Genomic DNA, 23,450 nt, shown 5'->3' with positions numbered 1-23,450 from the left:
ATACCCAAGAGTATGAGCATGGCAGACAGACAGTGGGTGCTAAGGTCCATTGTCGAGAGGGAAACAGCCCAGACCACCAGCTAAGGCCCCTAAATGATATCTAAGTGGGAAAGGATGTGGAGATTCCAAAACAACCAGGAGGTTGGCTTAGAAGCAGCCATCCTTTAAAGAAAGCGTAATAGCTCACTGGTCTAATTAAGAAACTCTGCGCCGAAAATGTAACGGGGCTCAAGATATCTGCCGAAGCTGTGGGTGCATATTTATATGCGCAGTAGCGGAGCGTTCTGTAAGTCTGTGAAGGAGATGGGGTGACCCTCTTTGGAGATATCAGAAGTGCGAATGCTGACATGAGTAGCGACAAACAGTGCGAGAAACACTGTCGCCGAAAGTCCAAGGGTTCCTGCGCCAGGTTAATCCACGCAGGGTTAGTCGGCCCCTAAGGCGAGGGCGAAAGCCGTAGTCGATGGAAATCAGGTTAATATTCCTGAACCTGCTAGAAGTGACGAATAGAATATGTTGTCAGATCTTATTGGATTGATCTGGCTTTTGGACTATTCCAGGAAATAGCTCTAGCGGATAGACCGTACCCGAAACCGACACAGGTGGACTGGTAGAGAATACCAAGGCGCTTGAGAGAACGATGCTGAAGGAACTAGGCAAATTACTTGCGTAACTTCGGGATAAGCAAGACCGGATTGTGGGCAACCATAATCAGGTGGCACAGAGCAGGGGGTAGCGACTGTTTAGTAAAAACACAGGGCTCTGCAAAGTCGAAAGACGACGTATAGGGTCTGACGCCTGCCCGGTGCCGGAAGGTTAAGAGGAGGTGTGCAAGCACTGAATTGAAGCCCCGGTAAACGGCGGCCGTAACTATAACGGTCCTAAGGTAGCGAAATTCCTTGTCGGGTAAGTTCCGACCTGCACGAATGGCGTAACGACTTCCCCGCTGTCTCCAGCATCGGCTCAGCGAAATTGAATTCCCCGTGAAGATGCGGGGTATCCGCGGTCAGACGGAAAGACCCTATGAACCTTTACTGCAACTTTGTAGTGGCATCAGGAAAACGCTGTGTAGGATAGGTGGGAGGCTTTGAAGCAGAGGCGCCAGTCTTTGTGGAGCCATCCTTGAAATACCACCCTGAGTTTTTTTGATGTCTAACCATATCCAGTAAGCCTGGATTGGGACCCTGCATGGTGGGCAGTTTGACTGGGGCGGTCGCCTCCCAAAAAGTAACGGAGGCGCGCGATGGTGGGCTCAAGCCGGTCGGACATCGGCTGTTGAGTGCAATGGCATAAGCCCGCCTGACTGTGAGAGTGACAGCTCGAACAGAGACGAAAGTCGGCCATAGTGATCCGGTGGTTCCACGTGGAAGGGCCATCGCTCAACGGATAAAAGGTACTCTAGGGATAACAGGCTGATCTCCCCCAAGAGTCCACATCGACGGGGAGGTTTGGCACCTCGATGTCGGCTCATCACATCCTGGGGCTGGAGCAGGTCCCAAGGGTTCGGCTGTTCGCCGATTAAAGTGGTACGTGAGCTGGGTTTAGAACGTCGTGAGACAGTTCGGTCCCTATCTGCCGTGGATGTCGAGACTTGAGAGGATTTGCCCCTAGTACGAGAGGACCGGGGTGAACATACCTCTGGTGTACCGGTTGTTGCGCCAGCAGCACCGCCGGGTAGCTAAGTATGGAAAGGATAACCGCTGAAAGCATCTAAGCGGGAAACCCCCCTCAAAACAAGGTCTCATTACGGGCCGTGGTAGACCACCACGTTAATAGGTCAGGTGTGAAAGCATGGAAACATGTGCAGCTAACTGATACTAATCGCCCTTGCACTTACACTATAAAACACACATACACTCATATCAGTCACTCTTATAAAATAACCAATTCCAATTAACCAACCATACACTCACAATACCAACCAACACACAAGGGTATATTAGATGACCTGGTGGCAATGGCGGGGAGTGAACCACCCGATCCCATCCCGAACTCGGCCGTGAAAACCCCCAGCGCCCATGATACTATGTCTTAAGGCATGGGAAAGTAGGTCGCCGCCAGGTCTTCTAATATACCCCCCTCTAAATATAAAATAATCCCCATTAAACTAAACACTCAGTTTAAACTTTCTATTACTATTATAAATAAAATAGGATTATCATTTATACTCTGTCCAATATACCTCGCAGAGTAAGAAAATAACGATCTGAACTATCCTTCAAAATAAAGAACGATAACTCTCAGATCTAAAATTAACTGAGATTAACTCAATTCATGTTAATTCAGTTCTCATATGCCAATAGGGAAATCATGCATCCCTCAACTACAAAGGCATATACACCCCTGCGGGGTGGAGCAGCCCGGTAGCTCGTCAGGCTCATAACCTGAAGGTCAGAGGTTCAAATCCTCTCCCCGCTCCCAATCAAATACATGTATAATCTGTAAGAATTAATCGCGTCGTTTACAGATTTTGTTTAAAATAACCATCTAAAACCTCATAGGGTGTTTTTCCTTGAATGCCTTTATGAGGTTTAACAATGTTATAATAATTAATAAATCGTTTCAACTTTAACTTTCGATCCTGAGCATTGACGAACAATTCACGCTCATGCCACATTTCCATGAGTGTGCGAATGACGCGCTCTGCTTTGCCATTGGTTTGAGGGCAAGCTGGCTTGGTAAATTTCTGGTTAATCCGATTGGTATAACAAGATTTAACAAACAGATGTTCAAGCGTTCCTTGGTATTCTCTGCCATTGTCAAAGTAAACACATTCGATCGTATAAGGGCATTGAACCTGCACATCGTCTTGTAGGAACTGAGCTGCACTAAACTGAGATTTATCGTTGTAAATCCCTGCATAGCGTTCTCGAGAAAAATCATCAATACCTACAAAAAGATACTCCCGAGTTTGCTGTTTAGTCTCATTTTTTAACAAAGGAAGCCGTTTTGTATCAACATGCACCATCTCCCCAGGATAAGAGTTGTTATATTTTTTGGCTTGCCGTCTGAGCTTGTCCTCAAGTGTTTTTTCAATCTTAGCAAGGCGTTTAATGCCATATTTGATTGTTTTATAACGTTCATTTGTGCTGGACATCGGCACAAATAATTGCAACCGAGCTCGCCTTAATACAACATAAATCGTAGGTCTGCTGACCATAAAACGCTTAGCCAGATCCGTTATCGTGACTTTCTCTTGATGATATAATCGCCATATCTCCTCTCGATGATACAACGTAAGCTTCGTTTTTCTATGTATGTTCATTACAGTAATATTCCATATCACTGTAAACAACGCGACCAATTCCTACACCTTAAGTTTTAATCGCGTTACGTTAATTGCTCTACAAACTTCGCAATTCGTTTACAGGCTTCTTCCAACACCGCATCATCCGCAGCATATGAAATCCGCAAATAGGGACTTAACCCAAACGCATGACCTGGAACCACAGCAACATATTGCTCCTCTAGTAAAGCCTCGGCAAAATCTTGATCGTTCTCGATTTTACGTCCGCCTGCACTGGTTTTTCCAATACATCCTTTAATTCCAGGATATACATAGAATGCCCCTTGAGGCACAGCACAAGTCACACCTGGCATATTGGAAAAAGCTTCTTTCATCATTTGACGACGACGATCATAGGCTTTTTTCATTTCCTCCACATCATTTGCACAATGATGTAACGCAGCCGTTGCAGCAGCTTGGCTAATGCTAGATGCACCAGAAGTTGAATTACTTTGGATCTTCATCATCGCTTTGATTAAAATTTTTGTTCCACCAACATACCCAATACGCCATCCAGGCATGGCATAGGTTTTAGACGCACCATTCGCGGTTAAAATCCGATCCTTTAAATCCGGAGCTAACGCTGCCAAGGAATAATGAACTTGCCCATCAAAAACCAAATGTTCATAAATCTCGTCTGCGAACACCCAAACTTGAGGATAATCGCGTAAGACTTCAGCAATCTCTAATAAATCTTGCTTTGACCAAACGGCACCTGTTGGATTACTTGGGGAATTTATGATTAACCATTTGGTTTTATCCGTTAAAACCTTGCGTAAATCTGCTGCCTTCAAAGAAAAATTATTTTCTTCTGAACAAATAACATCGACGGGTATGCCACCCAAGAAGCGTGCCATAATTGGATAACTTGTCCAATAAGGTGCGGGCACTACAACTTCATCCCCATCATTCAAAGTCGCCATAAACGCATTAAACAAAATTTGTTTAGCACCATTCGCCACCATAATTTCATCTAAAGCATAATTTAAATTATTTTCTTGTTTGAATTTCTGCTGCACGGCTTGTTTTAACGATAAAATCCCATCAATTGGTGGGTATTTGGTTTTACCATCCAGTGCCGCTTCATAAGCCGCATCACAAGCAACTCTGGGGGTAAAGAAATCGGGCTGTCCCAAAGCAAGGGAAATAACATCTTTGCCTTGTGCAGCCAACTCTCTAGCGCGCATTGACATTGCAATCGTTGCCGGAGCTTGAAACCCTTCCATTTTCAAAGAAAGACTAGGCTCGGTTTGTAAAGAAGTAATAGCCATAGATAAACCTATTTCGTTTTATTGAAGATTCATACAAAATTGTTTGATCCGTGTGCATGCTTCTTTTAACAATTCAGTACTCGTCGCATAAGAAATACGAAAATAGCCTTCCATCATAAAGGCAGCCCCATGAACTGCAGCAACACCTTCTTCTTCAAGTAACGCTGTTACGAAAGACTCGCTATCTACGATCTTTACGCCACTTTTTGATGTTTTGCCTATACAATTATGGATAGAGGGGAATAGATAAAATGCGCCCTCTGGTTTAATACAACTGAGCCCAGGAGTAGAATTAAGTTGTCCCAAAACAATATCACGGCGTTTTTGATATGTACTCGCCATGTCTTGCACAAATTCTTGTGACGCAGATACCGCTTCAATCGTTGCAGCTTGACTGATTGAACAAGCATTTGTCGTTGATTGCCCTTGCAATTTCATCATTGCTTTGATGAACCCTACTGGAGCAGCAGCATAGCCTATACGCCACCCTGTCATAGAATAGGCTTTTGATACACCATTCATGGTTACAGTACGTTCTTTTAATTTTGGCTCTACTTGCACAATTGTAGAAGCCACAAAGCCATCATAAGTCAATTTCGCATAAATATCATCTGTTAGAATCCACACTTGTGGGAATTCTAATAATACATCACATAATGCTCGTAACTCTTCTTTGGAATAAGTCACGCCCGTTGGATTACAAGGTGAATTAATAATTAACCATTTTGTTTTATCTGTAATTGCTTCTCTTAATAATTGAGGTTGCAATTTAAATCCGGTCGTTTTTTCATCGCAAACCACCATAACGGGTTTCCCACCAGCCAATGTCACGATATCTGGATACGATACCCAACAAGGTGTCGGAATAATCACTTCATCTTTGGGATTAATGCTGGCCATCATGGCATTAAAAATAACTTGCTTACCCCCAGAAGAAACCGCTATTTCTTCGGCTGTATAATCCAAACCATAATCTTTATTCAAGCGATTAGCGATGGCTTGACGAACTTGTAAAGTCCCCTCAACATCCGTATATTTTGTTTGCCCAGTTTGGATGGCTCTGATCCCCGCTTGGCTGATATTCTCGGGAGTACCAAAATCAGGCTCACCTGCAGAAAGGCTGATAATATCACGTCCTTTTGCCTTCATTTCACGTGCTTTAGCAGAAATAACCAATGTTTGACTCGGCTGTATTTGTTTTAGACGATCTGATATAATATCCATTCTAACCATTCCAAATGTAACAATAAATCTTGTATGTAATCTGACTACAAGAAAAGTTTTTTCTAATATCCCTGCTTTTTAGTATAAAACAGTAAAAAGTTAAATCTATATAAATTCTTAATTTTCATCAACTAGACAAAGTAAATAATGAAATTATATTTTGGTCTATCATATAAAGAGATAAGTAAACTCTAAATATAAAATATATCATTATAAAGATATGATATATTCAAATTCTAAATATATTTTCCGAACCCAAAGAGTAGCTCTGTGACCGACATTACCAACTTGACCGAAAATGTTATTAACTTTGTTGTTTCTCATAAAGATACTGCCCCACCAGTATTGCTAGATCAAGATTTACAAGATACTCCCCCTGTTATTACAGCGTTTCAACACACCCCTCATACGCTCATAAACCTCAAGAAGCTGGCTAAATATTGTGCTTTTTATAAAAATTATCCGCTTGCAATTCAATTACTAGACTTGGCAACAGAATTATATCCTCATCAACATGAATATCATTATTTTCAAGCTATCCTTTATTTTAAACAAAACAATATTCCCGCCACAATGCTTGCAATCGAGAAAATGTTACAGATCATGCAGACCTCTGAGACTCAAAAAAAGCATATTCTAAATCGTCTCCAAGATGAAAATTTTAAAAAACATTGTATTTTTTTTATAGATAACCTCTTAAAAGAATTTAATTTGCCTCTGACTCAAAGAGAATTTAACATATTTATATTGCCTTATGATCTAACCAACAAAGATCAAATGATACAATATTATTACAGCGTCTATTTTGTGATGTTTTGTAATACATTAAAGTGGGTAGATAATGGGCAATTAACAACATTATTAGCGATTGAATATGATGTAAATGGCTCTAGCCCTTGGTATCATTTATGTATGGGCAGGCTTGCTTGGATATTACACGACCGAAAACAAGCCGACTTCCATTTTAAACAAGCCAAAAAACTCTCTATTAAACAAAACATCATTTTCACCACAGGGGATTGTGGCGTTTATACGTGGCTATCTGATGAAGAAATCCAAAATCTTCCACAACTTCAAAAGGATCAAGATCCATTTCAACTTAAAATGTGGCAATGGTTTTATGCTGATCTCAAAGAAAATCATCCTGACATCTCTATTATCTTGGGTTGTGATTTTAAATATTTTAGATATTTCCCTAAATTTCTTTTTTCATTAATTAAAGCGCATATACAAAATAATTATCAAGAAAAAACAGTTATCAGTATATGTCTTGATAATCCCTCCCCCGAGCAAATAAAATTCTTACGTAAGACTGCAGAATATATTCATCTCCATATTCCTTATTTTTATTTAACATTCGGTTATGGATTATGCCCTTATCAAGATGGGGCTTATTTTGCGAGTGTCCGTTATTTATTTGCTCCAGAATTATTTACGCTTTATCCTACGCAAACATTTATTGTTGACATTGATGCTTTTGCTTACTCAGATTTTTATTCAAGGCTAAAAAACATCAAAAATAAATATGATTTTGGCTTACGCATTTATGCTTTCGACCATTACGGCAATCAAATCTCTGGCGAGCCTTGGTGCCTAGGGGCTGGCATTTTATATCTCGGGGATTTGGAGAAAACCAAAGCTATTTTGCAATTCTTAAAACAATATGTAAATTATGCCTATGATCCAAAGAATCCTCTCAATTGGTGTATCGATCAATGTGCCCTTGTTCAAGCTTTTGACTATTACATCAAGCCATTTTGGAATACACTAAGCGTTACGGATATCGATCATAACCCACCTTTTCTTTTATCGCATATTATTGGGGAAAAAGATGATTTTTATAATCATGAAGGTGTTATTGATCTTGATAATTTTCATGAGGTTTTACAACAGTTAATTCATTAAATGTTATGTAAACATAAAGGAATATATAATGAATAAATTTTTAGCTGCCAGTGTTTCCCCCGCATTATACGCTACCAAAGCCAATGCACGAATATTTACGTTGTCCAGCACAGAACATAATATTGAGGTCGGCAACTGGAAAATCGACAGCACACAACTAGGCATTATCGATAGTTTTTTTTCAATCGAGCAAAAAATACTCCATGGCGGCAAACAAGAAGGCTCAAAAATTATTATACTGACCAGCCCCAATGGGTTGACCATTACCCTCAGTCCAACCAGAGGGATGAGCATTATGAACGTAACAGGTCAAGATATACGTTTTGGATGGGATTCCCCTGTCAAAGAAGTCGTGAACCCCACTTTTATCAACCTAGAGAGCCGCAATGGTGCTGGATGGCTGGAAGGATTTAACGAAATGATGGTTCGCTGTGGCTTTGAATGGGCTGGTCATCCAGGGATTGAAAACGGAGAAATGCGCACTTTACATGGTAAAGCAGGCAATACCCCAGCCTCTAAAGTCGAAATTGAGATCAGTGAAATTGCACCTTATGAAATCAAAATCAGAGGCTTAATCAAAGAAAGCACCTTTAAAAAAGCTGATTTACAAACCGTCGCAGAAATTTGCTATATTCCTGATACTTACAGTTTTACGATTCATGATCGTTTAACCAATCATTCAGATTATCCTCGTGACTATCAAATTATGTATCACAGTAATTTCAGCAAACCTTTATTGGAAAAAGACGCACAATTCGTCGCTCCCATCAAAGAAATTAGCCCTTTTAATGATTACGCACACAAGGGTTTGCAAGATTGGGCGACTTACTTAGAACCTACCAAAGATTTCGATGAAATGGTTTTCAATATCGTTCCTTTTGCAAAAAATGATGGTTCAACCCTTGCTGCACTCCATAATAAGGACGGCAGTAAAGGTGTTACGATTGAATTTAATATTCAAGAATTGCCCTATTTAACGTTATGGAAAAATACAGATACTGAAAAACAAGGCTATGTAACAGGAATTGAACCAGGAACCAATTACGCTTATGCAACTAGTATCGAACGCGAACAAGGACGCATTCGACAAATTGAGTCAGAACAAACCGTTCACTTTAAAATTAAATATAGTGCTTTAATGAATAAAGAAGCTGTTGATAAAGCAAAAAAAGCAGTTGCCGATATTCAAGGAGCGCAAAAAACAACATTTGTACATACTCCGATTGCCAAAGAATAACAAAGAAACGATTGGATATGATGTGTATGTATTTATATGTAGGAATTGATCGCGTTGTTTACAGTGATAGTGATATGGAATATTACTGTAAACAGCGCGATCCATTCCTACATCTTTTGATTTATATTAAGTGTTTTTTAGAATCAAACAACGCTGCTAATTCTTGCATCATTGTTCCCCCTAATTGTTCAGCATTGGTGATGGTGACGGCATTCTGGTAATATCGCGTTACATCATGTCCAATGCCAATAGCGGTCAGTTCGATGTCAGGTTGGGATTCAATCCGAGCAATCATGCGGCGTAAATGCATTTCTAAATAATCTGGATTATTACTGGACAAAGTACTATCATCGACAGGTGCCCCATCAGAAATAATCATCAGGATTTTACGCTTTTCTGGACGAGCGCGCAGGCGTTGCCAAGCCCAGTGTAAGGCTTCACCATCAATATTTTCTTTGAGTAGCCCTTCTTGTAGCATTAATCCCAAATTTTTACGGGCATGTCGCCAAGGTTGATCCGCGGATTTATAAATAATATGGCGCAAATCGTTTAAACGCCCTGGTTGTGCAGGTTTGCCATTTTTCAGCCAGTCCTCACGACTGCGCCCACCTTTCCATGCTCGGGTGGTAAAGCCTAAAACTTCAACTTTGATTGCACAGCGTTCTAAGGTTCTGGCTAAAATATCTCCACACATGGCTGCAATCGTAATGGGTTTGCCGCGCATAGAACCAGAATTATCAATTAACAAAGTGACAATTGTATCTTTAAACTCTGTTTCTTGTTCATATTTATAGCTGAGTGAATACATCGGGTTCGTAATAATACGTGGCAATTTGCTGGCATCTAATAACCCTTCTTCTTGATCGAAATTCCATCGTCTTCTTTGTTGTGCCATAAGTTTTCGTTGTAGGCGATTGGCAAGTTTTGCAATAATATTCTGCATGGTTTGAAGTTGCTGATCGAGTTGTTGTCGTAAATAGGCTAACTCTTCGGCATTACAAACTTGATCGGCAGAGATCGTTTCATCAAATTGCTTTGTATAAATATGATAGTTTGAATCTTCTACTTCACCTAAAGGAGGGAGTTCACCTTCTTTGGGACCAGCAGGTGTGTCTTGTGTTTCAAAACCTTCACCTTCATCAGCATCAGAAGATTCATTACTATCCATTCCTTGGGTGACTTGAGGGGATTGCTCTTCTGGTTGTTCTTGCTCTTGTTTTTCTGGGGTGTTTTCCTCTGATGGATTGTCTGATGTTTCAGGAGAGTCTGGATCTTCGTTTTCTTGATTATTAAAAGAATCTTGTTCTTTTTCTTCTAAATCTTCCAGAAGTTGATAGGCTGTTAATAATTGTTGTGATGCAGCGGCATATTCTTTTTGACTATTAATATGCTGTAACATTTGATCCAGAGCGTCTTCACCGCTTTTGGTTAAGCGGTTACGCCATAGTTGGACAATGCGTCGAGAGGCTTTTGGAACAGGCTCACCTGTCAATTTTTCTCTGGCTAATAAAGCCAAAGCCGTTTGAGGAGCAAGCTGTTCTGCTTTGTCCATGCGTGCATGTCCTTCAGCATGGCTGTTATATTCTTGAACAGAACGTAAATTAGCAGCTACACCTTGCATATACCGGCTTCCCAAAGCCTCAACGCGGACTTGTTCTAACGCATCAAAAGCAACTTTGGCGTCGGTAATGGTGGGTTGCATTGTTTTGTGTATTTTTTGATTATGATATTTCAAGCGCAGTGCGATTGCGTCTGCGGCACCTCGTAATTGGTTCATCATGATGGGATCATGAATTTCAGGAGGTGTCGGTAAATGCACAGAGCTTGGGTTAATCGTATTCTGTGGAGAATGATTGCGTAAAGAAGATCCAGAATAAAAATGGATATTCGTATCTTGGCGACCACTGAGTGCATGAATAACCCCGATGGTCGCTTGTTTAAACCGTTCAGAATTATATTCGTTTTTTTCAGGAGGAAGTTGAGGGGAAGATTTGGGTGTTTTGGACTCTTCTGACATAAGTTCCTCCTTTGATAAATTAAATTAAATCAGTAATTAAGGGATTAACATTAAAGCAACGTTGATAATATTCAGCAACCGTTTGGCGTTCTGCTTCATCACATTTATTCAAGAAAGTTAGACGAAAAGCCAGAGATAAATCTTTGAAAATTTCAAAATTTTCTGCCCAAGTAATGACGGTTCTTGGGGACATGACGGTTGAGAGTTCACCTGTTGCAAATCCTGTTCGTGTTAGGTTGGCGAGTGCAACCATTGAATTAATCATTTGAGTTGATTCGTGATCGTCTTTGGTAACTCCCATTTTAGACATGATAATATTAGACTCTTGTTCGTGGGGCAGGTAATTTAAGGTCGCAACAATGCTCCAACGATCCATTTGTCCTTGGTTAATTTGTTGGGTGCCGTGATAAAGACCAGTCGTGTCGCCTAGACCAATTGTGTTGGCGGTGGCAAATAAACGAAAATAAGGGTTGGGACGAATGACTCTGTTTTGGTCTAATAAAGTCAATTTTCCTTCGGCTTCAAGCACACGCTGGATAACAAACATCACATCAGGACGACCCGCATCATATTCATCAAAGATTAATGCACAAGGGTTTTCCAATGCCCAAGGTAATAGCCCTTCTTGGAATTGGGTGATTTGTTTACCGTCTTTTAAAACAATGGCGTCTTTACCAATCAAATCAATACGAGAAATATGGCTGTCCAGATTGATACGAACACAAGGCCAGTTCAAACGGGCTGCGATTTGCTCGATATGAGAGGATTTTCCAGTGCCGTGAAATCCTTGCACCATCACACGACGATTATAACGAAAACCTGCCAAAATGGCTTGAGTAATTTCTTTGTCAAAGCAATAGCTGGCATCCAGATCGGGTACCAAGGATGTTTTAACTGAAAAACCAGGAACTTCCATATCTAGATCAATATTAAATGTTTTTCTGACGTTATAGTTAACATCGGGTTCAGAAAGAATAGAAGTGGGGGGAAGTCCAGCGTTGGTGTCTTGTATTGGCTGTGCAGGCTTTTCAGTCATTCTTTAAAGATCCTTTTGAGTGGTTTTTTCAGTCATTCATATAAATAATGAAGTATAAGTTAGATTATATTTCAACAGAATTCATTAAATGCGTACGTAATTTTGTATAAGCAGCATTAATATTTTTAAATTGCTCTGTCAGGGCTATATCCCCGTGATTGGTATCAGGATGGAATTTGCGTGCTAATATAGTATATTGTTTTCTTAAATCTTGTAAGGAAACAGGCCACGTTAATTCCAAGGTTTGTAAGGAATGTTGTAATTCTTTGGGGGCTTGAGGTACTGTCGGGTTGGTTTTATTATTTTTGAATCTTGGGTGGTCTTTAAATAACCCCAAGGAATCTTTGAAATATTTTTCTTTGAGCAAATCTGTTTTACCCAATTGTCCTAATTTCCAAGAAGGCTTATCCCATACGGTCGAATTTCTGAGGTGCTGTTCAATTTGCGCAGGCGTCATGCCTTTACAATAATCCCACTTCTTATTGTATTCTCTGATATGGTCTAAACAAAACCAGTAATAATCATTTAACTGTTGGCGTGATTTGGGGGCTTTATATCCTGCGGGTTGGTCGCAACTGGGCATGTCACAATATTTATTGTCGGGACAATCAGGATTAGGATCAAAAGCACGGAAACGTTTTTTATGAGCAGTCATTTTATAAGGAAATATCAGATTTCAATAAAGCAAAGGAGAGTAATATTATCATATTATATCTAAATTCTAAAAAACAATATGTATAATACCATGTTCATCATGAATGAAATATGGTAAGCCTTTTATATTATTCGATAAAATTTATTTTTATTTCGCTTAGAAACGAAAGAAATATTCAAGATAATCAAAATTGTTTAGCTTTCGATGAATTATAGCTATTATTCCTGGCACTATTATAATGTTTGACTATATTGATTGAATAATAAAAAAGGGAAAAACATGAAGTGGATGCGAAGAAGCCTATTTTTTTTGTTGCCAATTTTATTGGCAGCCTGTCATGGTGGACAAGAGTTGCGTCCAACATGTGAACTAACAGCAATTGCGCGAGTAGAGGCTAATTTAAATAATTCTCAAGGGTTTACAGGGCAATTTACTCAGACTTGGCCTGATGGTGGTAAATCTACAGGGCGTATTATTTACGAACCAGGCAAGTTACGATTAAATTATGACTATCCTGCGCCGATGGTTGTGGTGGCCAAAGACAAGCGTATGGTGGCAAAAGATTTCAGCAATCAATCTGTGACGCATATTGGGTTATCTCGTAATCCTTTGGGATTAATGTTAAAAACACCTGTTCATTTGTCTCGCCCTATTTTAGTAACCAATATCCAGCATAAAAATGGACTGCTGCAAATCTCATTAGCCAGTTCAGATAATCCATCACAAGGGCTATTAACATTATTATTCACGGAGGCTGATGGCAAATTAACTTTGCGGCAAATGCAAGCGGTGGATGTCAGAAAACGGCGCAGCATTATGGATATTGAAAACGTGCACGAGGGTATCCACGTACCTGTAACATATTTTGCTTATCCTGATGAGCAGGCAGCGATTAAGTAAATAAATCTTTTTCTTGTAAAGGGTGAGGGAAAATATGGCTCCATTGTGCAAGTAAAGCTTGATCCACCTCATCCATAGAATAATGACCCCCTAATTTTTCCATACTGGTAACGCCATATTCAGCCAATCCGCAAGGGATAATACCAGAATAATCGTTGAGATTAGGGGATATATTGAGTGCAATTCCATGCCAGCTGATCCATTTAGTTAATTTTATTCCCAAGGCTGCAATTTTTTCTTCTTTTTGGGTAATGGGATCAACAACCCATAGTCCAATACGATCTTTGCGCTTTTCGGCATGGATATTAAATTGTTTCAAAGTTAAAATAATCCAATCCTCAATTGCATTGACAAACGCATGAATGTCTCTGGCGGGGAAAGTATGATGATCTTTTCGTAAATCCATCATGATATAAATAATACGTTGTCCAGGACCGTGATAAGTCCATTGACCACCTCGGTTTGTATAAAAAGTGGAATAGTTTTGGGTATTGATTAAATCATGATCTTTGGCTGAGGTTCCTGCTGTATATAAAGGGGGATGTTCAAGAAACCATAGGCATTCTGGTTGTTTTTCATTATAAATTTCTTGTACATAGTGTTCCATATGCTGTAACGCACTGGGATATGAAATAGGTTTTTTACTTTTTTGTATAAATATCGGATGAAATGCCATTGCATGAAATCTTTTGATCGGTTATAGAGATTAACATATTTGATGATACCATCATACAGAATGGTTGTCATGTGCGGTCGTGGCGGAATGGTATACGCGCAAGCTTGAGGTGCTTGTGGGGGTAACCCCGTGGAAGTTCGAGTCTTCTCGACCGCACCATATGTTTCAATTGTCAAAAAAGAGAGATTTTCTTTTTATTGTATCTGTTTTAAGATATAGTAATGCTTTAAAATTAACCATTGACAGAGGAAGACATGGATCAAAAATTTAAACAGGAAGCACTTGATTATCATCAATACCCAAAACCAGGGAAATTAACGATCACGCCAACGAAAAGGATGGCAACACAACGTGATTTGTCTTTAGCATATTCCCCTGGTGTGGCGGCTCCATGTTTAGAAATTCAAAAAGATCCTTCATTAGCAAGTAAATATACCGCCAGAGGCAATCTGGTTGCTGTTATTTCCAATGGTACTGCCGTATTGGGATTGGGCAATATTGGTGCATTGGCAGGCAAGCCTGTGATGGAAGGAAAAGCGGTTTTATTTAAAAAATTCGCTGGAATCGACGTATTTGATATCGAGGTCGACGCAACGGATCCCGAACATTTTTGTAATGTCGTTGCTGCATTAGAGCCTACATTCGGTGGGATTAATCTGGAAGATATTAAAGCACCAGAATGTTTCCAAATTGAAAAAAATCTTCAATCCAGAATGAGCATTCCTGTATTTCATGACGATCAACATGGAACCGCAATCGTTGTAACCGCAGCATTGGTCAATGCTTTGCGCATTCAAAATAAGAAACTAGAAGACGTAAAGCTGGTGACTTCTGGTGCGGGTGCTGCGGCAATGGCTTGTGTTGATTTGATGGTTGGTATGGGGCTCAAGGTCGAGAATGTGACCTTAACCGATATAGATGGTGTGGTTTGGAAAGGTCGCGATCCAAATATGCCAGAAAATATGGCACGCTATGCCAAAGAAACCAATGCTCGTAAATTACACGAGGTGATTAACGGGGCAGATATATTCCTTGGATTATCCGCAGCAGGTGTATTGAAACCAGAATATTTGGAGCATATGGCGCCAAAGCCGATTATTTTGGCATTGGCTAATCCAGAGCCAGAAATTACGCCCAATGAGGTTAAAAAGGTCAGAACGGATGCAATTATTGCAACAGGACGTTCAGATTATCCGAACCAAGTGAATAATGTTTTATGTTTTCCATTTATTTTTCGTGGTGCTTTGGATGTTGGTGCCAAACAAATTAATGAAGAAATGCAACATGCTGCTGTATACGCCTTGGCAAAATTAGCAACTTTGGAGGCAAATGAAGCGGTGATTGCTGCCTATGGTGGGGATGCGCCTTCTTTTGGTTCAGAATATATTTTACCAAAACCTTTTGATCCAAGATTGATTTTACATATTGCCCCAGCAGTAGCCAAAGCTGCGATGGATAGTGGGGCTGCTACACAACCGATTGAAGATTTCCAAGCCTATACAGATCATTTGCAAGAATTTGTGTTCCGTAGCAGCCAAGTGATGCAGCCGGTTTTTGAAGCGGTGCGCAGACAACCAGAATTGAAAAAGATTGTTTTTTCTGAAGGGGAAAGTGGTCGTGTATTACGTGCAATACAAACATTAGTAAATGATAAGCTTGCCAAGCCCTATGTTATTGGGAATAAGGAACGTATTCAAGCCAAGATTAATAGTCTTGGGTTAAGTTTGCGGGTTGATGAGCATGTGGGTGTGTTTGAACCAAACAGAAATGATCCGTTATTACAATCTTTGGAAGAACCCTATAAAAAACTAGTTGAACGGCAAGGGATTCCTTCATCTTTGGCTTATGAACAGCTTTATCGTCGTAAATCTGTAATGGCAGCGATGCTGTTAAGAGAGGGACATGTTGATGTCTCATTAATTGGTGGCTATGGTGAATGGTACCGACATTTTAAATATTTAAAAGGTATTATCCCAAGACGTCCTGATGTGAAAAAATTCCATACAATTTCTGCGTTAATTCAATCCAATGTCGTACTATTTATGGGGGATGCTTATTTAAACCTAAGCCCATCTGCAGAAGAAATTGCAGAGCTGACTTTGTTAGCTGCTGAAGCTGTTTCTAAATTTGGGCTTCCCCCACGTGCAGCATTATTGTCTTACTCTTCATTTGGAACTGGTACATCTGGTTCTGCTCAAAAAATGCGTGAAGCGTTGGAAATGATTAAAAGTCAAAATCCTCAATTAGAAATTGATGGTGAAATGCAAGGGGATGCAGCGCTCAGCCCAACGGTGCGTAATCGTTTGATTGATGATTCTCCTTTGACAGGTAATGCCAACTTATTAATTATGCCTTGTCTAGACTCTGCGAATATTGGTCTTTCTTTGAGTCGTGTTGTTGGTGATGCGTTGCAAATTGGTCCAATAACGCTTGGTGCAACAAAGCCATTACATATTTTAACAGAAAGCACAACGGCACGCGGAATTGTTAATTTGGCAATGATTTCCATTAAACAATCGTTATAACTCTTATATTCAAACGCTCTATTTTCTATCTATTTAAATAAGGAAATAGGGTGTTTTTAAAGATATATTTTCAGCATATTGGTTTCATAATGTATGAATATCGTCCTGTGAAAATCATGATAGAACTGCTAATTTTCAGTGGAGATTAAGGTATTTTATTATTTTTTTGATATAAGATATGGTTATGATATATTATTTATTAAATAAGTAGAAAGTAAAATACTTTAAACTATGAACAGTTTTTGGTATAGCTAAACATGAATGAAAACTAAATTAAGGTAAAATTTTGTGATTAAACCTCTACGTAAGGCTGTATTGCCTGTTGCTGGATTTGGTACGCGTTTCTTGCCTGCGACGAAATCTATGCCAAAAGAAATGTTGCCTGTTGTGGATCGTCCATTAATTCAATACGCAATCGACGAAGCAAGAGCCGCTGGCATTGAACAATTTTGTTTGATTACCGCACGTGGCAAAGATTCTTTGATCGATTATTTTGATATTGCATATGAATTAGAAGATACATTACGTCAAAAAGGGAAAAAGGACGCTTTGGAAGCGTTACAACCATCAAGTATCCAAGCAGGTTCTTTGACCGCATTGCGCCAACAGGATCCTTTGGGATTAGGGCATGCTGTGTGGTGCGCACGTACTTTCGTAGGAGATGATCCATTTGCTGTGTTATTGCCAGATGACTTAATTCTTAGTGAACGTGGTTGTTTATCTCAGATGGTAGAAGTATACAATCAATATGGCGGTAACGTTGTCGCCGTTTCAGAAGTGCCAAAAGAAAAAACCTCAAGTTATGGTATTATTGATGTGGCTTCCGATGATGGGCACTTAGTCAAAGTATCTGGTGTCGTTGAAAAACCAGAACCAGAAGATGCGCCTTCTAATTTATCTGTGATTGGGCGTTATATTTTAGCACCAGAAATTATGACTCATTTGTCTAAAATGGAGCGTGGTGCAGGTAATGAAGTGCAGTTAACCGATTCTATGACAAAACTAATTGGTCAGATGCCGTTTCACGGGTTGCGTTATGAAGGAACTCGTTATGATTGTGGCAGCAAAGCTGGTTTCCTAGAAGCTCAAATCGCTTTTGCTTTGCAACGTCCAGATTTGCAATCCTCTATGCGTCAAATTTTAAGAAAATATGCCCATGAAGGTGAAAAATAATGGAACATCAAAGAAATATTGATGCCAGCATTTTGCGTGAATACGATATTCGTGGCATTTACGATAAAACTTTTTTCATTGAAGACGCTTACGCAATAGGGCGTGCTTTTGGCAGTCTGATTGTTCGTAATAATGGTAAAAAAGTTGTTGTGAGTTATGATGGACGTGTCAGCTCACCTGATTTAGAAGCTGCCTTGGTTGATGGATTGAAAAAATGCGGATTAGAAATTATTCGTATTGGTCGTGGTCCAACGCCGATGTTATATTATGCTGCAACGACAATGCAAGCAGACGGTGCAGTGATGGTGACAGCCAGCCATAACCCCAAAGAATATAACGGCATGAAATTCATGCTGGCGGGCAAATCCTTTTATGGTAAGCAAATCCAAGAGCTTGGTGTGCAAGTTGCCAAGGGTGATGTTGTTCCAGAAGGAATTGGCAGTGTTCGTAAGGTCGATATTGTCGATGAGTATGTTACTCGCCTTCTAAAAGATTTTGATGCTACTGAGCGTAAGCTAAAAGTGGTTTGGGATAATAGCAATAGTGCTGCTGGTGAAGTTTTAACGAAATTAGTCCAACAATTGCCAGGTGAGCATATTGTATTAAATGGTACTGTTGATGGGAATTTCCCTGCGCATAGTCCAGATCCTACTGTACCAAAGAATTTAGTGCAATTACAAGATGAGGTTGCTAAACGTCAAGCGGATATTGGGATTGCTTTTGATGGCGATGCTGATCGTATTGGCGTGATTGATGATAAGGGCAATATTTTGTGGGGCGATCAGTTAATGATCGTTTATAGCCGTGACATTTTGCCTGATAATCAAGGTGCAACAATTATTGCAGATGTTAAAGCAAGCCAAATTTTATTTGAAGAAGTCAAAAAAGCTGGTGGTAATCCATTAATGTGGTGTACGGGGCATTCTTTGATTAAATCAAAGATGGCAGAAACCAAAGCATTATTGGGTGGGGAAATGTCAGGACATATTTTCTTTGCTGATAAATGGTATGGTTTTGATGATGCGCTGTATGTTGCGATCAGAACGTTGGATATCGTGAGCCGTTTAAAAGGACCTCTTTCTGAAATTACTGAATCTTTGCCAAAAGCAATTTCTACACCAGAGATTCGTTTTGATTGTCCAGATGATCGTAAATTTAGTGTTGTTTACGAGGTCGCAGAACGTCTAAAAGCTGAAAATGCAGATGTGGTGACAATTGATGGTGTTCGTGTGAACACGCCTGATGGTTGGTGGTTATTAAGGGCTTCTAATACTCAGGCATCGTTGGTTGCAAGAGCTGAAAGCACAACAGGCGACGGTCTTGAAAATCTCAAGAGTGCACTAAAATCTCAACTGAGTGCTTCTGGAGTCGAATTGCCAGAAGTCTAAACTTGATTTAGATGATTTATAATAAAGGCGCAGTTATAAATCTTGCGTCTTTATTGATTTACGTTTTATTATATCTTGCTCAACGGATGTAATGATGTTTTTTGGAATATCTTTTATTGCTATAATATAAGCATTATTAAGCCTTGGGTTATAGATTCCTATTTTGGATATTTGATGTAGTGCTGTGTTGTCCGAGTGAATACCAAGTAAATAATATATCAGTATTTGTAAACTGTGTTTATTTGTCGGTGGCGTTTTATTCGTTTTGATATCCCATATCCCATCGTCTGTTACAAAGTCGCAGTTTCCTTTAGTGATCGTCTGTGTGTATCCGCCTTGAAAGTCATATTCACATCCAATCAAAGGTCCGTAAATTGTAAAAAACCTCAAATTATTTTCAACCATCGTTCTGATGTTATGAATAGTTGTCTTATTTGGATTTATTTCATTGATGGGTTTATATGTATGTATTCCTGCCCTATATATACATTCATATCCAGCTAATTTACAGGCATTTATGATGGACTTGTCATCTAATCCTCTAATTTTATTTTTTAATTTATACGCTTCATCTAATTTGTTATTCTTAGAGTAAAGTGATAATAAATAAGAACCTTCTTCGGCAGTATAAAATGCACTATCTAAACATGAGCTGAGGATAAAATGTGTTAAGTTGTGAACGGTCATTCCAATAAGGCTAGCATGTATATTCTCATCTGGTTGCAAACAGTTATGCGCTGGAATTGATATTTTCTGAAAAGTTTTTAATGGTAAATAACCACCTTGTGGTTGTTTTGCTTTATTGGCTATGGATGTAACTGAACTCATGGGCTATTATCTATTAATGATTATATGCAAGTTGTATTAGTTACATATTAATCGTTATTAATATGATAATACTAGTTTATTCTTGATAAAAAAGATTGTGAGTTTTTATAAAAATGACTGTTCCTGTTATATTTAATCGTAAACTTGTTCGATATCATCGTGACAGGGCAGCATTACATCATCAAACAATTCAAGATATTGTTCAGATTTGTGCGGATAGAATAGTAGATCGCTTAGATGATATACAGCGTTCTTTTATGAATGTGTTGGAAATTGGTGGCAGAGGTGTTATTGCTCCTATGTTGCAATCCAAAGGGATGAATGTTGTTTCAGCTGATTTATCGCATCGATTGGTTTCTTTAAATTCTGTTCCCTCTGTTTGTATGGATGAAGAATATTTTCCTTTTCAGGCGCATAGTTTTGATTTAGTCATTGCAAATTTTAATCTACATTGGGTCAATGATTTGCCTGGCACATTATTGCAGATCAGGAAAATTCTGCGTCCAGATGGGTTATTTTTAGCCACTGTACCGATATTACCAACATTGTCTATGTTACGTCATATAATGGCAGAGGAAGAGGTTGAGTTGTGTGGCAGGGTTTTCCCTCGAATATCACCTTTTCCGGATTTGCGAGCTTGTGCTACATTAATGCAACGTGCTGGATTTGCTTTACCCGTCGTTGATAAAGAGGCATTGCCTTTGGTCTATCGCTCAGCGATGATGTTAATGCAAGATTTGCGGTTTTCTGGTGAAACCAATGCGTTGATGGAACAACAAGAAACTTTTACGAGCAGATCATTTATGGCCAGCTGTATGGCAAAGCTGCAAGAGCAAGGGGAGTTATCAGTTCCGCTACATTTTGCAGTATTAACAGGATGGGGACCTGATTCTTCACAATCGCAACCTTTACAGCCAGGACAGTTTTCTGTTTCATTGGAAGATGCTTTAAAAAATTAAAGTTAGCTTGTCATTTTGATTTGATCAAAAATTTATATATAATTTTATGTCATCAGGCTGTGGATATTCTTATCTATTGTTGAATAGAGAGAAGTAATGCATATAATATTCTTTACATTGTCTCTTCATGCAAAGGATATCTAGAGAATGCAGGAATATATCCCTATTATTGATATTTCTGATATCTATCAAAGTGATAAAAGTAAATATTTAAATATCGCTCAGCGTGTTGATGAGGCGTGTCGTCATTCAGGTTTTTTTTGTATTACAGGACATCATATTTTACAGGAAGATATCCAATGCGTTAAAAGGCTTGCACGACAGTTTTTTAGCCTTCCGATGGCAGAAAAACAAACTATTAATATTTTAAATAATCATATTTATAGAGGATATAGCAGTCATGAAATGGAACAGCTAGATTCTCAGCATAGTATTGATTACAAAGAAATGTTTGATATGGGGTATCCTCTAGATAATACTCATCCTGAAGTGCAAAGAAAAGAGCCTTTCAGGGGCCCCAATCAGCATCCAGAACATTTAATTTCGGGCTGGACAGATATTTTTGAAACACATTACAGCAATATGACCGAACTTGCTAAAGTTCTATTTCGAATTATTGCTTTGAGCTTAAAGTTAGAAGAGAATTTTTTCAATGATATGTTTTTTGAATCGTTAAGCACGTTCAGGGTCATCCACTATCCAGGATTGCCAGAGCAACATAATCGGGTTGTTTGTGGAGCGCATACCGACTATGGGATTTTAACCATTTTACATCAAGATGACGTTGGTGGGTTACAAGTCAAAAGTAAGGATAATCAATGGGTTGATGTGCCTCCGATCAAAGATGGCTTTGTTGTTAATATCGGCGATATGATGGCAATGTGGACGAATGACCGCTACAAAAGTACCTCGCACAGAGTGCTTAATATTGGTCAAAATCGTATTTCAATGCCGTTTTTTACAGAACCTCATCCAAATCAACTTATTCAGTGCCTGCCTCAATGCTCTGATGAACAAAACCCACCTAAATATCCACCTGTTACTTGTCGAGATTGGTTATTGAAACGGTTTAAAACAGCTTATGGGGACTAGTTTTTGTAAGAAATGATCTTTTACTTATGACATAATCGTTTTCGGTGTCATCGAAACGCCATAAAAAAACGCCATATTCTTTCGAATATGACGCTTTTTATCACCTTATGTAATTAAATAAATTACATAGCAGCTTTGAAGATGCCTTCGACTTCTGCTTGGTTACCAACGCGAGGATTGGTTACTGCACAAGCATCTTTTAATGCGTTTGTTGCTAGTGTTGGAATATCTTCTGCTTTTACTTTAAGTTCGGTTAAGTTTGCTGGAATATTTATATCTTTTGACAATGCACGAATAGCAGCAATACATGCTTTTGCGCCTTCTTCATCGCTCATATTATCAACATTTACACCCATTGCTTTGGCAATGTCTTTTAGACGACCAGCGCATTTCGGTGTGTTATATTCTTCAACATGAGGAAGAAGAACCGCATTACATACCCCATGAGGAAGACCGTAAAGACCACCTAATTGGTGAGCCATTGCGTGAACATAGCCCAAAGAAGCATTGTTAAAAGCCATACCTGCCAAAAGCTGTGCATAAGCCATGTTTTCACGAGCAACCATATTCTTACCGTCTTTCACAGCAGTGCGTAGGTTTTCAGAAATCAAGGTCGTTGCTTTTAATGCACAAGCATCGGTAATTGGGGATGCCGCAATAGAAACATAGGCTTCAACAGCATGGGTTAATGCGTCCATACCTGTTGCAGCTGTTAACCCAGGAGGCATACCAGCCATTAATGCTGGGTCATTTACAGACAGAATCGGCGTTACCATAGGCGTAACGATTGCCATTTTAATATGGCGTACTTCGTCCGTAATAACACAGAAACGTGTAATTTCGCTGGCTGTTCCAGCGGTTGTATTAATAGAAATTAAGGGTAATTGAGGTTTCTTAGGAATGTCTAGACCTTCATAATCTTTGATTTCCCCACCATTTGTTGCAAGCAGCGCGATACCTTTTGCGCAATCGTGAGGAGATCCACCACCCAGAGAAATAACACAATCACAGTTATTGCTTTTAAGAATTTTTAATCCATCATTAACGTTGGTAATGGTCGGGTTTGGATTTGTGCCATCATAGATTGATGTTTTAATGCCAACTTTGCCAAGCAAATCAGAAACTTGCTGAGCAGCACCAGATTTATTCATGAAAGAATCTGTAACAATCAAACCGTGTTTAAAGCCATGCCCTTGAATATGGGATACAGCATCACTTAAAGCATTTTCCCCAATAACGTTAACTGAAGGGATAAAAAATGTGGTACTCATAGATATT

General features: G+C 39.3%; 17 protein-coding genes, 2 tRNA genes and 2 rRNA genes (1 of these 21 cut by a window edge). 12 read left to right on the top strand and 9 right to left on the bottom strand.

The features are described 5' to 3' along the window. The 3 genes from QJV33_RS04940 to QJV33_RS04930 form a co-directional block, all read left to right on the top strand. Window positions 1–1,840: ribosomal RNA gene (locus tag QJV33_RS04940) — 23S ribosomal RNA — on the top strand; it begins 896 nt to the left of the window's first position. Window positions 1,841–1,947: 107 nt separating this feature from the next. Next, window positions 1,948–2,063 (top strand): 5S ribosomal RNA (gene rrf / locus QJV33_RS04935). A 281-nt stretch (window positions 2,064–2,344) separates the two neighbouring features. Continuing rightward, window positions 2,345–2,421: transfer RNA gene (locus QJV33_RS04930), tRNA-Met, on the top strand. Window positions 2,422–2,461: 40 nt separating this feature from the next. Here QJV33_RS04930 and QJV33_RS04925 read toward each other — a convergent pair. The 3 genes from QJV33_RS04925 to QJV33_RS04915 form a co-directional block, all read right to left on the bottom strand. Continuing rightward, window positions 2,462–3,265: an integrase core domain-containing protein gene (locus tag QJV33_RS04925; protein WP_281462272.1), complete on the bottom strand. Its 804-nt coding sequence runs from the start codon at window positions 3,263–3,265 to the stop codon at window positions 2,462–2,464. A 65-nt stretch (window positions 3,266–3,330) separates the two neighbouring features. Next, window positions 3,331–4,557, bottom strand: coding sequence for a pyridoxal phosphate-dependent aminotransferase (locus QJV33_RS04920; protein ID WP_281462271.1), 1,227 nt, complete (start codon window positions 4,555–4,557; stop codon window positions 3,331–3,333). Window positions 4,558–4,575: 18 nt separating this feature from the next. After that, a complete protein-coding gene (locus tag QJV33_RS04915) occupies window positions 4,576–5,781 on the bottom strand; it encodes a pyridoxal phosphate-dependent aminotransferase (protein WP_281462270.1) in 1,206 nt (401 codons plus the stop codon). A gap of 270 nt (window positions 5,782–6,051) precedes the next feature. Between QJV33_RS04915 and QJV33_RS04910 the strand changes: the two genes are divergently transcribed. Beyond that, a complete protein-coding gene (locus QJV33_RS04910) occupies window positions 6,052–7,686 on the top strand; it encodes a tetratricopeptide repeat protein (protein WP_281462269.1) in 1,635 nt (544 codons plus the stop codon). A 28-nt stretch (window positions 7,687–7,714) separates the two neighbouring features. After that, the gene (locus QJV33_RS04905; RefSeq protein ID WP_281462268.1) at window positions 7,715–8,923 is read left to right on the top strand and encodes an aldose 1-epimerase family protein; all 1,209 of its coding nucleotides are present in this window, start codon (window positions 7,715–7,717) and stop codon (window positions 8,921–8,923) included. A gap of 121 nt (window positions 8,924–9,044) precedes the next feature. Here QJV33_RS04905 and QJV33_RS04900 read toward each other — a convergent pair whose 3' ends face one another. The 3 genes from QJV33_RS04900 to QJV33_RS04890 all read right to left on the bottom strand — a co-directional run bounded on the left by QJV33_RS04900 (window position 9,045) and on the right by QJV33_RS04890 (window position 12,631). Beyond that, window positions 9,045–10,940: a cobaltochelatase CobT-related protein gene (locus tag QJV33_RS04900; RefSeq protein ID WP_281462267.1), complete on the bottom strand. Its 1,896-nt coding sequence runs from the start codon at window positions 10,938–10,940 to the stop codon at window positions 9,045–9,047. A 19-nt stretch (window positions 10,941–10,959) separates the two neighbouring features. Beyond that, complete coding sequence (locus QJV33_RS04895) at window positions 10,960–11,976, bottom strand: AAA family ATPase (protein ID WP_281462266.1); 1,017 nt, start codon at window positions 11,974–11,976, stop codon at window positions 10,960–10,962. 64 nt (window positions 11,977–12,040) lie between these two features. Then, window positions 12,041–12,631 (bottom strand): J domain-containing protein, encoded by a 591-nt coding sequence (locus QJV33_RS04890; RefSeq protein WP_281462265.1) that lies wholly within the window; start codon window positions 12,629–12,631, stop codon window positions 12,041–12,043. A gap of 279 nt (window positions 12,632–12,910) precedes the next feature. Here QJV33_RS04890 and QJV33_RS04885 point away from each other — a divergent pair, with 279 nt between their 5' ends. After that, window positions 12,911–13,531, top strand: coding sequence for a LolA family protein (locus QJV33_RS04885; protein WP_281462264.1), 621 nt, complete (start codon window positions 12,911–12,913; stop codon window positions 13,529–13,531). On the opposite strand, the gene lipB is transcribed toward QJV33_RS04885, so the two are convergent. Further along, a complete protein-coding gene (lipB, locus tag QJV33_RS04880) occupies window positions 13,524–14,207 on the bottom strand; it encodes a lipoyl(octanoyl) transferase LipB (RefSeq protein WP_281462263.1) in 684 nt (227 codons plus the stop codon). The two genes, QJV33_RS04885 and lipB, sit on opposite strands and share 8 nt — an antisense overlap. 73 nt (window positions 14,208–14,280) lie before the next feature. Between lipB and QJV33_RS04875 the strand changes: the two genes are divergently transcribed. From QJV33_RS04875 to pgmG, 4 genes are all read left to right on the top strand, one after another. Continuing rightward, a tRNA-Leu gene (locus tag QJV33_RS04875) sits at window positions 14,281–14,366 on the top strand. A 95-nt stretch (window positions 14,367–14,461) separates the two neighbouring features. Further along, entirely contained in the window at window positions 14,462–16,732 is a 2,271-nt protein-coding gene (locus QJV33_RS04870; protein ID WP_281462262.1) for an NADP-dependent malic enzyme, read from the top strand. Window positions 16,733–17,020: 288 nt separating this feature from the next. Beyond that, complete coding sequence (gene galU / locus QJV33_RS04865) at window positions 17,021–17,905, top strand: UTP--glucose-1-phosphate uridylyltransferase GalU (RefSeq protein ID WP_281462261.1); 885 nt, start codon at window positions 17,021–17,023, stop codon at window positions 17,903–17,905. Next, window positions 17,905–19,293 (top strand): phosphoglucomutase/phosphomannomutase PgmG, encoded by a 1,389-nt coding sequence (gene pgmG / locus QJV33_RS04860; RefSeq protein WP_281462260.1) that lies wholly within the window; start codon window positions 17,905–17,907, stop codon window positions 19,291–19,293. The genes galU and pgmG overlap by 1 nt, the downstream gene beginning before the upstream one ends. Window positions 19,294–19,326: 33 nt before the next feature. Here the strand turns inward: pgmG and QJV33_RS04855 are convergent, their stop codons facing one another. Then, the gene (locus QJV33_RS04855) at window positions 19,327–20,121 is read right to left on the bottom strand and encodes a hypothetical protein (RefSeq protein WP_281462259.1); all 795 of its coding nucleotides are present in this window, start codon (window positions 20,119–20,121) and stop codon (window positions 19,327–19,329) included. 113 nt (window positions 20,122–20,234) lie between these two features. On the opposite strand from QJV33_RS04855, the gene QJV33_RS04850 reads away from it, so the two are divergent. Continuing rightward, complete coding sequence (locus QJV33_RS04850; RefSeq protein ID WP_281462258.1) at window positions 20,235–21,080, top strand: class I SAM-dependent methyltransferase; 846 nt, start codon at window positions 20,235–20,237, stop codon at window positions 21,078–21,080. A 147-nt stretch (window positions 21,081–21,227) separates the two neighbouring features. Further along, window positions 21,228–22,172, top strand: coding sequence for a 2OG-Fe(II) oxygenase family protein (locus QJV33_RS04845; RefSeq protein ID WP_281462257.1), 945 nt, complete (start codon window positions 21,228–21,230; stop codon window positions 22,170–22,172). Window positions 22,173–22,294: 122 nt separating this feature from the next. On the opposite strand, the gene yiaY is transcribed toward QJV33_RS04845, so the two are convergent. Continuing rightward, window positions 22,295–23,443 carry an L-threonine dehydrogenase gene (gene yiaY / locus QJV33_RS04840; RefSeq protein WP_281462256.1) on the bottom strand — a complete coding sequence of 383 codons (1,149 nt, stop codon included), beginning with the start codon at window positions 23,441–23,443 and terminating at the stop codon, window positions 22,295–22,297. Window positions 23,444–23,450: the final 7 nt, after the last annotated feature.

Source organism: Commensalibacter nepenthis (genome assembly GCF_029953305.1).
In the GTDB taxonomy this organism is placed as follows: domain Bacteria; phylum Pseudomonadota; class Alphaproteobacteria; order Acetobacterales; family Acetobacteraceae; genus Commensalibacter; species Commensalibacter nepenthis.
This window is presented reverse-complemented; position numbering and strand designations above follow the sequence as displayed.

Coding starts and splice junctions, on each gene's coding strand:
- QJV33_RS04925 (WP_281462272.1), bottom strand. CDS start 3,265: ATGAACATACATAGAAAAACGAAGCTTACGTTGTATCATCGAGAGGAG.
- QJV33_RS04920 (WP_281462271.1), bottom strand. CDS start 4,557: ATGGCTATTACTTCTTTACAAACCGAGCCTAGTCTTTCTTTGAAAATG.
- QJV33_RS04895 (WP_281462266.1), bottom strand. CDS start 11,976: ATGACTGAAAAGCCTGCACAGCCAATACAAGACACCAACGCTGGACTT.
- QJV33_RS04870 (WP_281462262.1), top strand. CDS start 14,462: ATGGATCAAAAATTTAAACAGGAAGCACTTGATTATCATCAATACCCA.
- QJV33_RS04850 (WP_281462258.1), top strand. CDS start 20,235: ATGACTGTTCCTGTTATATTTAATCGTAAACTTGTTCGATATCATCGT.
- QJV33_RS04915 (WP_281462270.1), bottom strand. CDS start 5,781: ATGGATATTATATCAGATCGTCTAAAACAAATACAGCCGAGTCAAACA.
- QJV33_RS04885 (WP_281462264.1), top strand. CDS start 12,911: ATGAAGTGGATGCGAAGAAGCCTATTTTTTTTGTTGCCAATTTTATTG.
- pgmG (WP_281462260.1), top strand. CDS start 17,905: ATGGAACATCAAAGAAATATTGATGCCAGCATTTTGCGTGAATACGAT.
- QJV33_RS04855 (WP_281462259.1), bottom strand. CDS start 20,121: ATGAGTTCAGTTACATCCATAGCCAATAAAGCAAAACAACCACAAGGT.
- QJV33_RS04900 (WP_281462267.1), bottom strand. CDS start 10,940: ATGTCAGAAGAGTCCAAAACACCCAAATCTTCCCCTCAACTTCCTCCT.
- QJV33_RS04905 (WP_281462268.1), top strand. CDS start 7,715: ATGAATAAATTTTTAGCTGCCAGTGTTTCCCCCGCATTATACGCTACC.
- QJV33_RS04890 (WP_281462265.1), bottom strand. CDS start 12,631: ATGACTGCTCATAAAAAACGTTTCCGTGCTTTTGATCCTAATCCTGAT.
- yiaY (WP_281462256.1), bottom strand. CDS start 23,443: ATGAGTACCACATTTTTTATCCCTTCAGTTAACGTTATTGGGGAAAAT.
- QJV33_RS04845 (WP_281462257.1), top strand. CDS start 21,228: ATGCAGGAATATATCCCTATTATTGATATTTCTGATATCTATCAAAGT.
- lipB (WP_281462263.1), bottom strand. CDS start 14,207: ATGGCATTTCATCCGATATTTATACAAAAAAGTAAAAAACCTATTTCA.